8 protein-coding genes are annotated in these 14,672 nt (G+C 69.1%); 2 read left to right on the forward strand and 6 right to left on the reverse strand.

Going from position 1 to position 14,672, the window contains the following annotated elements:
• Positions 1 to 100: 100 nt before the first annotated feature.
• The 3 genes from fdhF to FOB47_RS20985 are packed head-to-tail and all read right to left on the reverse strand — an operon-like array spanning position 101 to position 5,225.
• Positions 101 to 3,025 carry a formate dehydrogenase subunit alpha gene (fdhF, locus tag FOB47_RS20975; RefSeq protein ID WP_390884843.1) on the reverse strand — a complete coding sequence of 975 codons (2,925 nt, stop codon included), beginning with the start codon at positions 3,023 to 3,025 and terminating at the stop codon, positions 101 to 103.
• Between the two features lie 17 nt (positions 3,026 to 3,042).
• Positions 3,043 to 4,638, reverse strand: a complete 1,596-nt coding sequence (locus tag FOB47_RS20980; protein WP_244959353.1) for a formate dehydrogenase beta subunit — start codon at positions 4,636 to 4,638, stop codon at positions 3,043 to 3,045.
• Entirely contained in the window at positions 4,635 to 5,225 is a 591-nt protein-coding gene (locus tag FOB47_RS20985; protein ID WP_390884844.1) for a formate dehydrogenase subunit gamma, read from the reverse strand. The genes FOB47_RS20980 and FOB47_RS20985 overlap by 4 nt, the downstream gene beginning before the upstream one ends.
• Before the next feature lie 120 nt (positions 5,226 to 5,345).
• Here FOB47_RS20985 and FOB47_RS20990 point away from each other — a divergent pair, with 120 nt between their 5' ends.
• On the forward strand, positions 5,346 to 6,437 hold the full coding sequence (locus tag FOB47_RS20990) for a substrate-binding domain-containing protein (RefSeq protein WP_174782021.1): 1,092 nt from the start codon (positions 5,346 to 5,348) through the stop codon (positions 6,435 to 6,437).
• A gap of 15 nt (positions 6,438 to 6,452) precedes the next feature.
• Here FOB47_RS20990 and ppk2 read toward each other — a convergent pair whose 3' ends face one another.
• A complete protein-coding gene (ppk2, locus tag FOB47_RS20995) occupies positions 6,453 to 7,382 on the reverse strand; it encodes a polyphosphate kinase 2 (protein ID WP_053822312.1) in 930 nt (309 codons plus the stop codon).
• Between the two features lie 131 nt (positions 7,383 to 7,513).
• Entirely contained in the window at positions 7,514 to 8,506 is a 993-nt protein-coding gene (locus tag FOB47_RS21000; RefSeq protein WP_244959354.1) for a LysR substrate-binding domain-containing protein, read from the reverse strand.
• Between the two features lie 180 nt (positions 8,507 to 8,686).
• On the opposite strand from FOB47_RS21000, the gene FOB47_RS21005 reads away from it, so the two are divergent.
• On the forward strand, positions 8,687 to 12,307 hold the full coding sequence (locus tag FOB47_RS21005; protein ID WP_174782022.1) for an indolepyruvate ferredoxin oxidoreductase family protein: 3,621 nt from the start codon (positions 8,687 to 8,689) through the stop codon (positions 12,305 to 12,307).
• Between the two features lie 156 nt (positions 12,308 to 12,463).
• Here the strand turns inward: FOB47_RS21005 and FOB47_RS21010 are convergent, their stop codons facing one another.
• Positions 12,464 to 14,458: an aconitase family protein gene (locus tag FOB47_RS21010; RefSeq protein WP_174782023.1), complete on the reverse strand. Its 1,995-nt coding sequence runs from the start codon at positions 14,456 to 14,458 to the stop codon at positions 12,464 to 12,466.
• Between the last annotated feature and the right edge of the window lie 214 nt (positions 14,459 to 14,672).

The raw sequence follows: 14,672 nt of genomic DNA on the forward strand, positions 1-14,672 counted from the left end.
CGGATCGCCGTCGCGCTCGTATGGACAGGCCTCGTTTGGACCAGCCTCGTACCGATCGGCGCGGTACGGACCGGACTCATCGCGCGCGACCACGCCGCGCTCACAGACCAGCATGGCCGGCCTCCGCCTTCTCGTCCTCCGCCACCGCATTCGCCGCCCGCAACAGCCGCAACTGCTCGTCATGGAAGTCCCGATAGCGCCGCTGCCATTCGGACGGCTGCGCGACCGGCAGCACCTGCACCGCGGTGACCTTGTATTCGGGGCAGTTGGTGGCCCAGTCCGAGTTGTCGGTGGTGATCACGTTGGCGCCCGACTCGGGGAAGTGGAACGTCGTGTAGACCACGCCCGGCTGCATGCGCTCGCTGACCCGCGCGCGCAGCACCGTCTCGCCGGCGCGGCTGACGATGCCGACCCAGTCGCCGTCGGCGATGCCGCGCTCCTGCGCATCGTGCGGATGGATCTCGAGCCGGTCCTCGTCGTGCCAGCGCACGTTGTCGGTGCGCCGCGTCTGCGCGCCGACGTTGTACTGCGACAGGATGCGGCCGGTGGTCAGGATCAGCGGGAAGCGCCGGTTGACCTTTTCCTCGGTCGGCACGAACTGCGTGATGATGAACTTGCCCTTGCCGCGCACGAAGGTGTCGACGTGCATGATCGGCGTGCCGGCCGGCGCCTGCGCATTGCACGGCCACTGGATGCTGCCGAGCTCGTCGAGCTTCGCGTAGCTGACGCCGGCGAACGTCGGCGTCAGCCGCGCGATCTCGTCCATGATCTCGGACGGATGACGATAGTCCATCGGATAGCCGAGCGCGTTCGACAGCAGCATCGTGACCTCCCAGTCGGCATAGCCGGCCCTGGGCGGCATCACCTTGCGCACGCGCGAGATGCGGCGCTCGGCGTTGGTGAAGGTGCCGTCCTTCTCGAGGAACGACGAGCCGGGCAGGAACACGTGCGCGTACTTGGCGGTCTCGTTCAGGAAGATGTCCTGCACCACGATGCATTCCATCGACGACAGCGCCTCGGCCACGTGCTGCGTGTTCGGATCGGACTGGACGATGTCCTCGCCCTGGCAGTACAGGCCCTTGAAGCTGCCGCCCAGCGCGGCCTCGAACATATTGGGAATGCGCAGGCCCGGCTCCGGGCTGATCTCGACGTTCCACGCCTGCTCGAACAGGCCGCGCGTGGTCGAATCGGACACATGCCGGTAGCCCGGCAGCTCGTGCGGGAACGATCCGATATCGCAGGACCCCTGCACATTGTTCTGCCCGCGCAGCGGATTGACGCCGACGCCCTCGCGGCCGATGTTGCCGGTCGCCATCGCCAGGTTGGCGATCGCCATCACCGCGGTCGAACCTTGTGCGTGCTCGGTGACGCCCAGCCCGTAGTAGATCGCGGCATTGCCGCCGGTCGCGTACAGGCGCGCGGCGCCGCGCAGCTGCTCGGCCGGCACGCCGGTGACCTCGGCCATCGCCTCGGGCGAGTTCTCGGGCCGCGCGACGAATTCGCGCCACAGGCCGAACGCCCTCGATTCGCAGCGCTCGGCGATGAAGTCCTCGGCCAGCAGCCCCTCGGTGACGATCACATGCGCCATCGCGGTCAGCACCGCGACATTGCTGCCGGGGCGCAGCTGCAGATGGTAGTCGGCACGCACGTGCGGCGACCTGACCAGATCGATGCGGCGCGGATCGATCACGATCAGGCGGGCGCCGGCGCGCAGCCGCTTCTTCAGCCGCGAGCCGAATACCGGATGGCCGTCGGTCGGATTGGCGCCGATCACCAGGATTACGTCCGACCGCTCGACCGAACGGAAGGTCTGCGTGCCGGCCGACTCGCCGAGGGTCTGCTTCAGGCCATAGCCCGTCGGCGAGTGGCAGACGCGCGCGCAGGTGTCGACGTTGTTGTTGCCGAAGGCCGCGCGCACCAGCTTCTGCACCAGATAGCCTTCCTCGTTGGTACAGCGCGACGACACGATGCCGCCGACCGCGTCGCGGCCATGCTTTTGCTGGATGCGGCGGAACTGCGCGGCGGCGTAGCCGATCGCCTCCTCCCATGACACCTCGCGCCACGGGTCCTGGATGCTGGCGCGGATCATCGGCTTCAGGATGCGGTCCTGGTGCGTGGCGTAGCCCCAGGCAAAGCGGCCCTTGACGCAGGCATGGCCCTCGTTGGCCTGGCCGTCCTTGTACGGCACCATGCGCACCACCTCGTTGCCCTTCATCTCGGCCTTGAAGGCGCAGCCGACGCCGCAGTAGGCACAGGTGGTCACCACGCTGTGCTCGGGCTGGCCCATGCGGATCAGCGAGGTCTCGGTCAGCGTCGCGGTCGGACAGGCCTGCACGCAGGCGCCGCACGACACGCAGTCCGACTCCATGAAGGACTCGCCCTGCCCCGCCGTCACGCGCGAATCGAAGCCGCGCCCGCTGATCGTCAGCGCGAAGGTGCCCTGCGTTTCCTCGCAGGCGCGCACGCAGCGGTTGCAGACGATGCATTTCGACGGGTCGTACTCGAAGTACGGGTTCGACTGGTCCTTGACTGCATCGAGATGGCTGGCGCCATTGTCGCCGTAGCGGACCTCGCGCAGCCCGACCGCGCCGGCCATGTCCTGCAGTTCGCAGTTGCCATTGGTCGGGCACGTCAGGCAATCGAGCGGATGGTCCGAGATATACAGCTCCATCACGCCGCGACGGATCTCGGCGAGCTTGCCGGTCTGCGTGCGCACCTTCATGCCGGGCTCGGCGGGCGTGGTGCATGACGCGGGATAGCCGCGCCGCCCTTCGATCTCGACCAGGCACAGCCGGCAAGAGCCGAACGGCTCGAGGCTGTCGGTGGCGCACAGCTTGGGCACATGGACGCCGGCCTCGACCGCGGCGCGCATCACCGAGGTGCCGGCGGGCACGGTGACGGCGACGCCGTCGATTTCCAGCGTGACAGTTTGTTCGGCCTCGCGCCGCGGCGTGCCGTAATCGATATCGTGATGGGGATGCAAGGTCGAACTCCGCGGGGTCGGGTTAGCGGGCGAGGATGGCATGCAAGCTCGGGCGGGGCTCATGCGGCCCGCGCCGGCAACGGCGGCAGGCCGAAGTCCTCGGGAAAGCCGTCGAGCGCCGACAGCACCGGATACGGCGTCATGCCGCCCATCGCGCAAAGCGAGCCGTGCAGCATCGTGTCGCACAGATCGCGCACCAGCCGCACCTGCTGCGTGCGCTGCGCGGGGTCGGGCTGGGCCATCAGCCTGTCGATGACCTCGACGCCGCGGGTCGAGCCGATCCGGCACGGCGTGCATTTGCCGCAGGACTCGACCGCGCAGAATTCCATCGCATAGCGCGCCTGCCGCGCCATGTCGACGGTGTCGTCGAACGCCACGATGCCGCCGTGGCCGACCACGCCGCCGAACCCGGCATAGGCCTCGTAGTCGAGCGGTACGTCCCAGCGCGCTTCGTTCAGATAGGCGCCAAGCGGGCCGCCGACCTGTACCGCGCGCAATGGCCGGCCGCTGCGCGCGCCGCCGCCGTAGTCGTACAGCAGCTCGCGCAGCGTGACGCCGAACGCCTTCTCGACCAGGCCGCCGCGCGCGATATTGCCGGCCAGCTGGAACGGCAGCGTGCCGCGCGAGCGGCCCATGCCGAAGTCGCGATAGTGCTGCGCTCCCTCGGCAAGAATTACCGGCACGGTCGCCAGCGAGATCACGTTGTTGATGATCGTGGGACGGCCGAACAGGCCCTGGATCGCCGGCAGCGGCGGCTTGGCGCGCACCATGCCGCGGCGCCCCTCGAGGCTTTCCAGCAGCGCGGTTTCCTCGCCGCAGACATAGGCGCCCGCGCCCTTGCGCACCTCCAGCGCAAAGCGGCGGCCGCTGCCGCGGATATCGCCGCCGAGCCAGCCAGCCGACGTGGCGATGGCGATCGCACGTTCGAGCACCGCAATCGCATGCGGATATTCCGAGCGCACGTAGACGTAGCCTTGTTCGGCGCCGACCGCCAGCCCGGCAATCGTCATGCCCTCGATCAGCATGAAGGGATCGCCCTCCATCACCATGCGGTCGGAGAACGTGCCGGAGTCGCCTTCGTCGGCATTGCAGACCACGTATTTGACGGCGCTGTCCGCCTTCAGCACCGTGTTCCACTTGATGCCGGTCGGAAAGGCCGCGCCGCCGCGGCCGCGCAGGCCCGACTCGGTGACTTCGCGCACGATGTCGGCGCCGCTCATCGCCAGCGCACGCGTCAGGCCGCGATAGCCGCCGTGCGCCAGATAGTCGTCGAGCGACAGCGGATCGGTGACGCCCATGCGGACGAAGGTCAGCCGCTCCTGCTCGCGCAGGAACGGAATCGATTCGGTCATGCCGTGACACAACGGATGGTTGCCGCCGCGCAGCAGGCCGGCGTCGAACAGCGCGGGCACGTCCGCGGCGGTGACCGGCCCGTAGGCGATGCGCCCGGCCGGCGTCTGTACCTCGACCAGCGGTTCGAGCCAGAACATCCCGCGCGAGCCGTTGCGCACGAGACGGACCGGCTCGCCGCGCGCCCCGGCTTCCGCAGCGATCGCCCGCGCCACCGCTTCGGCGCCCATGGCGAGCGCGGTCGAGTCGCGCGGGACGAACACCGTCACCGGCGCGACGGTCATCGGCATCGATGTCGTGTTCATCGGCTCACCTCGTCGTCGGACATGGAGGCAGCCCGGTCTTGCCGCGCATCGTCGTAGCCGGCATCGCCCTGCCGCAGCGCGGTCAGCAAGGCATCGAGCCGCGCCGGTGTCACGCCGCCATGCAGTTCGGTGCCGGCCATCAGCGCCGGCCCCACCGCGCACTGGCCCAGGCAATAGACCGGCTCCAGCGTGATGGCGCCGTCCGCGCTGGTCTGGTGCCAGCCGCAGCCGAGCTCGCGCTGCGCATGGTCGGCCAGCGCATCCGCGCCGACCGCCTGGCAGGCCTCGGCGCGGCACAGCTGCAGCACGTGCCGCCCGGCGGGCCGGTCGCGGAAATGGTGGTAGAAGCTGATCACGCCATGGACTTCGGCGCGGGACAGGTTCAGCGCCTGCGCGATCGCGGGCACCGCATCCGGGGGGACGAAGCCGAGGGCGTCCTGGACGTCGTGCAGGATCGGCAGCAAGGCGCCGGGCTGGTGCTGGCGGGCGCGCAGGATCGCCGCGATGCGATCGGCGGCCTCGGCATCCGGCGCCTTCGTAGCCGCGCTTTCGGATGCCGCGCCTTCCATATAGGCTATTTTTTGCATATTGTCGGGACTCCATCCCGGCCGCCTCGTGCGCCCAATGACGCCCAATCCCCGGGGTTTTTTGCCATGCCGGGACTATAGGCAGCGCGCACGCGAGCGGCAATATGCTATTTTTCGCCTATGTTGAGAATTGCCATCCAGCCGCACCTGCAGGTGCGCGACGACAGCAACGGGGCCCCGCCGCTCGATGTCTCGCGGCTGGTCACGCTGCTCGCCCAGATCGAACGCACCGGCAGCATCCGCCAATCGTGCGAGGCGATCGGGCTGTCATATCGCTATGCCTGGGGCCTGCTCGAAGATGCGCAGTCGCTGTTCGGCGGCCCGTTGATCGACAAGCGCCGCGGCCGCGGCAGCGTGCTGACGCCGCTGTCGCAGCAGCTGGTCTGGGCCAGCAAGCGTATCGGCGCACGGCTGTCGCCGACGCTGGAGAGCCTCGCATCGGAACTGGAGATCGAACTGAAGAAGGTGCTCGACGCCTCGGTCAGCGCGCTGCGGCTGCATGCCAGCCACGGCTTCGCGGTCGCCGCGCTGCGCGACTTTCTCGACGAGCACAAGGTCCGCCATGACCTGAAGTACTGCGGCAGCCTGGAAGCGGTGGCCGCGCTGGCCGCCGGCGACTGCGATATCGCCGGCTTTCATGTGCCGATCGGCGAGTTCGAGGCCGAGACGTTCGAGCGCTTCGCGCACTGGCTGCATCCCGAGCGGCATTGCCTGATCCATCTGGCGGTGCGCACGCAGGGCCTGTTCGTCGCACGCGGCAATCCGAAGGCAATCACGCGGCTGGATGACCTGCTGCGGCCGGACGTGCGCTTCGTCAACCGCCAGGTCGGTTCCGGCACCCGCCTGCTGCTCGACCTGATCCTGCGCGCACGAGGCATCGACCCCGCGCGGATCGAAGGCTACAGCAACGGCGAATTCACCCATGCCGCGGTCGCGGCGTATATCGGCAGCGGCATGGCCGATGTCGGCTTCGGCGTCGAAACGGCGGCGCGCCGCTTCGGACTCGAGTTCGTGCCGGTGCTCAAGGAACGCTATTTCTTCGCGATCGAACGCGAACGGCTGCAGAGCCCGATGCTGGCCGATGCAGTGGCCGCGCTGACCAGCGGCGGCTTTCGCGAGCGCGTCGATGCGCTGCCGGGCTACGACGCGACGCTGACCGGCACCGTGCTGACGCTGCAGCAGGCCTTTCCCGAGCTGCAGCGTCCGCGCTAGCGCTCGAGCCAGCGCTCAACCGAGCGATCCGTAGACCTGCGGCACCCACATCTCGTCGGGCACCGGCTGGCGTGCGTAGTCGTGGCTGCGCTGGCGTTCGGGCAGCACGATTTCCGGCTGCTCGATCTCGCGATAGGGAATCAGCGTCAGCAGATGGTGGATGCAGTTCAGCCGCGCAACCTTCTTGTCGTCGGCATGCACGACCCACCAGCGCGCCTCGGGGATATGCGTGCGCGCCAGCATGATTTCCTTGGCCTTGGTATAGGCCTCCCAGCGGCGGCGCGATTCGAGGTCCATCGGACTGAGCTTCCATTGCTTCAGCGGATCGTGGATCCGCGACAGGAAGCGCAGCTCCTGTTCCTCGTCCGAGATCGAGAACCAATACTTGATCAGCCGGATGCCGGAACGCACCAGCATCTTCTCGAACTCGGGCACGGAGCGGAAGAACTCCTCGTACTGCTCGTCGGTGCAGAAGCCCATCACCCGCTCGACGCCTGCGCGGTTGTACCAGCTGCGATCGAACAGCACGATCTCGCCGGCCGCGGGCAGATGCGAGACATAGCGCTGGAAATACCACTGCGTGCGTTCGCGGTCGTTCGGCGCGGGCAGCGCGGCCACGCGGCAGACGCGCGGATTGAGCCGCTGCGTGATGCGCTTGATCACGCCGCCCTTGCCGGCGGCATCGCGCCCTTCGAACACGATGACGATCTTCTGGCCGGTGGCGACCACCCAGCTCTGCAGCTTGACCAGCTCGCCCTGCAGACGGAACAGTTCCTTGAAATAGTGCCGGCGCGCTTCGCGGTCGACCGCGCCGCCGGGCAGCGAGTCGGAATCGAGCAGCGCCTGCGCGTCGCCATCCTCGAGCGCGAGCTCGAATTCCTCATCGTAGTGGTCCGCCACCTCGCGGTGAATACGGCGTACCAGTTCCTCTTCGCTCGGGGTCATTTCACGCTCCTTCACGCTCCATCGTGCTGCACGACGCTACGCCAGCAGCCCGGCCCGCGCCCGTGGCCGGGCGGTTCGCCAGCGTAGCGGCCCGGTATGTCAAAGCCGTGAAAGCGCTAGCCGGGACGCTGTCACGGCGCTCCACAAGCGTAGACCAGAAAATCCCGCAGCAGCTGCGCGGGCTCGCTCAGCGGCTCGTCGCGCCGCCAGATCAGCCCGACCTCCATGTCCGGCACGGCGTCGGCCAGCGGCCGGGCCTCGATCTCCTTGCCCTCCAGCGACCACGGACGGAACACCATGTCCGACAGCACCGTGACACCGAAGCCGTGGGCCACCAGCCCGCGCAGCGCCTCCATCGACGTGGTGCGGAATGCGATGTCCGGCGCCAGCCGCTTGCTCTTCCAGTAGCGCAGCGTCGAGGTCTCGCCCTCGTCGACGGTCAGCAGGATGTACGGGTGCGCCGCCACCTCCTTCAGCGTCGGCGCGCCGCCCTGCATCAGCGGATGGCCCGGCGCGGCCCACAGCTGCCGGCGCGAGCGGATCAGCGTGCGGTGCGCGAAGCGCTGCGCTCGCGTGACGTTCGACAGCAGCACCACGCCCAGCTCGATCTCGCCGGACAGCACCGCCTCCTCGATCTCGACGCGATCGAGGTCGCGCAGGTCGAACACGATATCCGGATAGTGCGAACGAAAGCGCGCCAGCAAGGCCGGCAGCAGATAGCCCAGCACCGTGTACGAGGCGGCGAACGACACCGTGCCCTGCTGCCCCGGCCCCTGCAGCGACGGTTCGCGCAGCATGTCCTCGACCGAATCGAGAATGCCCGCCACGCGCTGCAGCAGCCGGTGCCCTTCGGCCGTCAGCGCGACGCCGTGCGGCAGGCGGTCGAACAGCCGCACGGCCAGGCGCTGCTCCAGCGCCAGCACCGCATTGGTGATGGCCGACTGCGATACGTGCTCGCGCGTGGCCGCCATCGAGAACTGGCCGGTCTCGGCGGCCGCCTGGAAATAACGCAGCTGCCGCAGCGTGATGTCGCGGGCGAGCGGCGCCGGACGCGTCTTGGCGTCGCGGGACGCACCGCGGGTCACGGCGGTCGGAAGCGAGGGAGAGGGCGGTCTGGCGGCCATGCGATTTCCAAATATCAGCGCTCTGAATTTGTGATTTTACGATAGCGAAGCGCTTTCCTACACTCGTTCGGCATACCAGAACGCGCAGACCCGCAGATCGAATGCGCGCACCGAACCGCATACCGAACGATACCGCCCGACCTCGCCGGCGAGATATCGCCATCAGCCGGAGACACCCCCATGAACAGCCCGCTCTCGCCCGCGCAGCAACAGGCCCTCGCCGACGCGCTGGCCAACGTCAGCCTCGACGACAAGTACACCGTGGACAAGGGCCGCGTCTATCTGAGCGGCACCCAGGCGCTGGTGCGCCTGCCGATGCTGCAGAAGGCGCGCGACCGCGCGGCCGGGCTCAATACCGCCGGCTATGTGTCCGGCTACCGCGGCTCGCCGCTGGGCGGGCTGGACCAGGCGCTGTGGCAGGCGAAGGCCCATCTGGCGGGCAGCGACGTGGTGTTCCAGCCCGGGCTGAACGAGGACCTGGCGGCCACCGCGGTCTGGGGCACGCAGCAGGTCAACCTGTTCCCGGGGGCGAAGCGCGACGGCGTGTTCTCGATGTGGTACGGCAAGGGACCGGGCGTCGACCGCTCGATCGACGTGCTCAAGCACGCCAACTCCGCCGGCTCCGCGCCCCATGGCGGCGTGCTGCTGCTGGCCGGCGACGACCATGCCGCCAAGTCCTCCTCGGTCGCGCACCAGTCGGAGCACGTGCTGATCGCCGCCGGCATTCCGGTGCTGTACCCGTCCACCGTGCAGGAATACCTGGACTATGGCCTGCATGGCTGGGCGATGAGCCGCTATTCGGGCCTGTGGGTGGCGATGAAGTGCGTCACCGACGTGGTCGAGTCGAGCGCCTCGGTCGAGATCGACCCGGACCGCGTCCAGGTGGTGTTGCCGCAGGATTTCACGATGCCCGAGGGCGGGCTCAATATCCGCTGGCCCGATCCGCCGCTGGCGCAGGAAGCGCGGCTGCTGGACCACAAGTGGTACGCGGCGCTGGCCTATGTGCGCGCCAACAGGCTGAACCGCGTGGTCGTCGATTCGCCGCGGGCGCGCTTCGGCATCATGACCGCGGGCAAGGCCTATCTCGATGTGCGTCAGGCACTGGCCGACCTCGGCCTGGACGATGACACCTGCGCCTGCATCGGCATCCGCGTGATGAAGGTCGGCTGCGTGTGGCCGCTCGACGCGCAGGACGCGCGCGAGTTCGCCACCGGTCTCGACGAGATCCTGGTGGTCGAGGAAAAGCGCCAGATCCTCGAATACGCGTTGAAGGAAGAGCTGTACAACTGGCGCGACGACGTGCGCCCGCGCGTGTTCGGCAAGTTCGACGAGCGCGACAACGAGGGCGGCGAATGGTCGGTGCCGCGCGGCAGCTGGCTGCTGCCCGCGCACTACGAGCTGTCGCCGGCGATCATCGCCAAGGCGATCGCGCGCCGGCTCGACAAGGCCGCGCTGCCCGACGACGTGCGCGCGCGCATCGCGGCGCGCGTCGCGCTGATCGAGGCCAAGGAGCGCGACGCGTCGCGCCCGCGGCTGTCGGTCGAGCGCAAGCCCTGGTTCTGCTCGGGCTGCCCGCACAACACGTCGACGCGCGTGCCCGAGGGCTCGCGCGCGCTGGCCGGCATCGGCTGCCACTACATGGCGATGTGGATGGACCGCAATACCGACACCTTCAGCCAGATGGGCGGCGAAGGCGTGGCGTGGACCGGCCAGATGCACTTCACCGACGAGAAGCACGTGTTCGTCAATCTGGGCGACGGCACCTACTTCCATTCGGGGCTGCTGGCGATCCGCGCGGCGATCGCGGCGAAGGCCAATATCACCTACAAGGTGCTGTTCAACGACGCGGTGGCGATGACCGGCGGCCAGCCGGTCGACGGCGTGCTGACCGTGCCGCGCATCGCGCATCAGGTGCTGGCCGAAGGCGCGCGCGAGATCGTCGTCGTCACCGACGAACCCGACAAGTACGCCGGCGGCGGCGGGCTGCCAGTCGGCATCGCCGTGCATCACCGCGACCAGCTCGACGACGTGCAGCGGCGCCTGCGCGACACGCCGGGCGTCACCGTGCTGATCTACGACCAGACCTGCGCGACCGAGAAGCGCCGCCGGCGCAAGCGCGGCGACTATCCCGATCCGGCGCGGCGCGCCTTCATCCACGACGCGGTCTGCGAAGGCTGCGGCGACTGCTCGGTGCAGTCGAACTGCCTGTCGGTCGAACCGCTGGAAACCGAGCTGGGCACCAAGCGCAAGATCAACCAGTCGTCGTGCAACAAGGACTTCTCGTGCCTGAACGGCTTCTGTCCGAGCTTCGTGACGGCCGAGGGTGCGCAGGTGCGCAAGCCGGCGGCCGCCGGAACCCCGGGTGGAAAGTCGGACGCGATCGATCTGGACGCCCTGCCCTTGCCGACGCTGCCGGCGCTGGAACGGGCCTACGGCATCGTCGTGACCGGCGTGGGCGGCACCGGCGTGGTGACGATCGGCGGCATCCTCGGCATGGCCCCGCATCTCGAAGGCAAGGGCGTCACGGTGCTCGACATGGCAGGCCTCGCGCAGAAGGGCGGCGCGGTGCTCAGCCATGTGCAGATCGCCGCCACGCCGCAGGGGCTGCATGCCACGCGCGTCGCCACCGGCGAGGCGCGGCTGGTGATCGGCTGCGATGCGATCGTGTCGGCCTCGGCCGAGGTGCTGTCCAAGGTCCGGCGCGACGTGACCGCCGCGGCCATCAACAGCGCGCGCACGCCGACCGCCGATCTGATTGCCAACCCGAAATGGCGCTTCCCCGGCGCCTCGGCCGAGCAGGACCTGCGCGACAACGTCGGCGAGGCTTGCGCCTTCCTCGACGCGAACGCATGGGCCGTCAGGCTGCTTGGCGATGCGATCTTCGCCAATCCGCTGCTGCTTGGCTTCGCGTGGCAGCGCGGCTGGGTGCCGCTGTCGCTGGCGGCGCTGACGCGCGCGATCACGCTGAACGGCGTCGCCGTGCAGAAGAACCTGCTGGCCTTCGGCTGGGGCCGCGCGCTGGCGCATCGAGGCGAGACGGCGGTAAGCGCGGCGCTCGGCGGCAGCGGCAACGTTTCGCGCCAGACCGGGGCGGCATCGACGCAGGTGCTGGCGCTTCCGCAGACGCTCGACCGGTTGATCCAGGACCGCGCCGCGCTGCTGCGCGCCTACCAGAACGACGCCTATGCCGCGCGCTATCTGGCCGCCGTCGACAAGGTACGGCAGGCGGAGCTGGCGCTCGGCGCCGACCGCAAGCTGCCGCTGACCGGGGCCGTTGCGCGCAACCTGGCCAAGCTGATGGCCTACAAGGACGAATACGAGGTCGCGCGGCTGTACGCCGATCCGGCCTTCCTCGACAAGCTGCGCGCGCAGTTCGACGGCGAGCCCGGCCGCGACTATCAGCTGAACTTCTGGCTGGCGCCGCCGCTGCTGTCGGGCGAGACGCGCAACGGACGCCCGGTCAAGCGTCGCTTCGGCCCGCGTACGATGACGCTGTTCAAGCTGCTGGCAAAACTCAAGGGACTGCGTGGCACGCCGCTCGACCCCTTCGGGCGCACGGCCGAGCGCCGCGAGGAACGGCGGCTGGTGGACGAGTATCTGGCGATGGTCGACGAGTTCGCGCGCAGCCTGGATGCCGATCGTTTCGACACCGCCCTGGCCCTTGCCAACCTGCCCGACGATATCCGCGGCTTCGGGCCGGTCAAGGAAGCGAGCATGCGCAAGGCGGCGCAGCGGCGCGCCGAGCTGATGGCGCGTTATCGCGGTGGCGTTGTTGCCGACGGCCAGCGCGTGGCGGCCTGATGCGGATGCCCTGAGGCCCAAGATGGTCGTTCCCGCGAACGCGGGAACCCAGCGTCTTTCAACGCCACTGGGTCTCCGCCTTCGCGGGGACGACCGTGTTTGTCGGCGATTGGAGGCGGCCTGTTACGCCGTGCGCCGCGACCCCGTGCGCCGCGGCTAGCCGAACTGCGCCCGCAAATCATCGAACGACAGCAGCCGCCCCGCAATCGCGCTGGCCGCCACCGTCGGCGGGCTGGCCAGCCACACCTGCCCTGGCCCCGAACGGCCCGGGAAATTGCGATTGATCGAGCTGACCGTGACCTGCTCGGCCGCCGTCGACGAACCCGGCCCGCAGTTCGCGCAGGCGCCGCAGGAAGGCTGCAGGATCGTCGCGCCGACCGCGTCGAACGCCTCCAGATAGCCCTGCGCGATGCAGTAGTCGCGCACCGCCGTCGTGCCGAACTGCAGATACAGCGTGACGCCGGCCGGCACCCGCAGCCCGCGCTCGGCGGCCCAGCGCAGCACCGCATGATAGTGATCGAAGTCCTCGCGCTTGCCGGCCGTGCACGAGCCGCCGTAGGCGATGTCGATCCGTACCGGCTCGTTCAGATCGGACAGCGCCAGGCCGTTGCCGGGATCGCCCGGCCGCGCCACCATCGGCGCAAGGCCGCTGCAATCGACGTGGATCGTCGCGGCATAGTCGGCGCCGTCGTCGCTATGCATCCACGGCTCGACCGTGAAATCGATGCCGCGCCGGTCCTTCAGGAAGCGCACCGTCTCCGCATCGGGCGCGACGATGCCGGTGAAGCCGCCGAGCTCGGCGCACATATTGGTCAGCGTCGCCCGCTCGTCGGTCGACAGCGCCGACACCACCGGACCGGTGAACTCGAACACCTTGCCGACGCCCGTGCCGCCGCGGATCGCCGGCAAGGCCAGCAGATGCAGCACCACGTCCTTGGCCGTGACGCCGGCCGGCAGCGCGCCGTCGAGGACGACGCGCAACGAAGCGGGCAAGGTCATGCGGACCGCGCCGGTCACGAAGGCGTTGGCCATGTCGGTCGTGCCCACGCCGAACGCCACGCAGCCGAGCGCGCCGCTGTGCGGCGTGTGCGAGTCGGTACCGACCACCAGCTGCCCCGGCAGCGCGTAATGCTCGGCCATCATCGCGTGCGAGATGCCGGCGACATTGCTGCCGTCGTCGCGCAGCGCCTCGTCCTCGGTCAACGTCCGATGGACGCGCAGCGCGTAGTCCGCGACGAAACGCCGCTGGGCGTCGCGCATCTGCATGACGTTCCGCACCAGGCCGCCGCGCAGATGGGCCGGGCTTTGCTCGACATACGAGGTGTGGTCCTCGAACACGACGACGCGCTCGGGCGCGTGCAATGCCAGCGGCCGGCCCAGCGCGGCATGCAGCATATGGGCCGCCATGCCGGTGTAGTACTCGTGGATGAAGCGCCAGTCGGCTCGCACGAAGATGCCGTCGCCCGGAGCGGGTTCGGCCGGCGTGACTTCGGTCGCGATCGCATGGCGGGCGACGATCTTCTCGAACAGCGTGCGCGGCCGATCCGCGGCCGGCTGCGTTGGCTGCGTGGGCCGCACCGCTGGCGCGCCGTCTCCGGCGAGGCCCCGCAGATGCCGCTGGCCGAAGCGCAGCAGGCCGCCCTCGCGCAGGATCTGCGCCGCCAGTGCATCGCGGCCGGCCAGCAGTTCCTCGAGGGGAATCGCCTCGCCAGCCTGCAGCCGGGGAATCAGGCCGAAGTCGGTCGATGTCAGCAGGCCGATATTGTCGGCGTTCTGCCGGTAGATCCGCTCGAAGCTGCGGGCAATCACCAGCCGGATGCCGGCCAGCTTCTCGGCCGCCGGGCTGTGCTCGCGCGACGAGCCCTTGCCGTAGCGGTTGCCGGCGACGGTCACGGCGAAGCCGCCCTGCCGGATCGCATCGGCGCCGATCGGCTGGGCGCCCCCCGCGCGAAAGCCGGTATAGGGATAGCGCCCGAGCTTGTCGTCGAAATGGGTCAGGATCGGTACCGGCGTGATCTCGTCGGTCGAGACATCGTCGCGCAGCGCGCCGGCCTGCTCCAGCGTCAGCACCTCGCCGCGCAACTGCCGTTCGATGGTCCGCGGGCAATCGGCAAGAAACAGAATGCGGCCATCGATCTGCAGGCGGTCCATCGGGGTCTTCTCCGGTCTTGTCGGTAAGCACCAGCACAGTACGTAGTGCCGAAAATCACCGAATCTACGCGCTGCGCCGCGCGACGGCCAAGCGCCGATGCGGCATCGGGGCTATCTGCGGCAGAGATATCCGGGTAAACCTGCGGTCAGGCCCGGCAGACAATGCCGTGCCGGGCCGGTCGCCTTGTCCCACGCGGCCGTTTTGCGGGACACT

Source organism: Cupriavidus gilardii (assembly GCF_013347325.1).
In the GTDB taxonomy this organism is placed as follows: domain Bacteria; phylum Pseudomonadota; class Gammaproteobacteria; order Burkholderiales; family Burkholderiaceae; genus Cupriavidus; species Cupriavidus gilardii.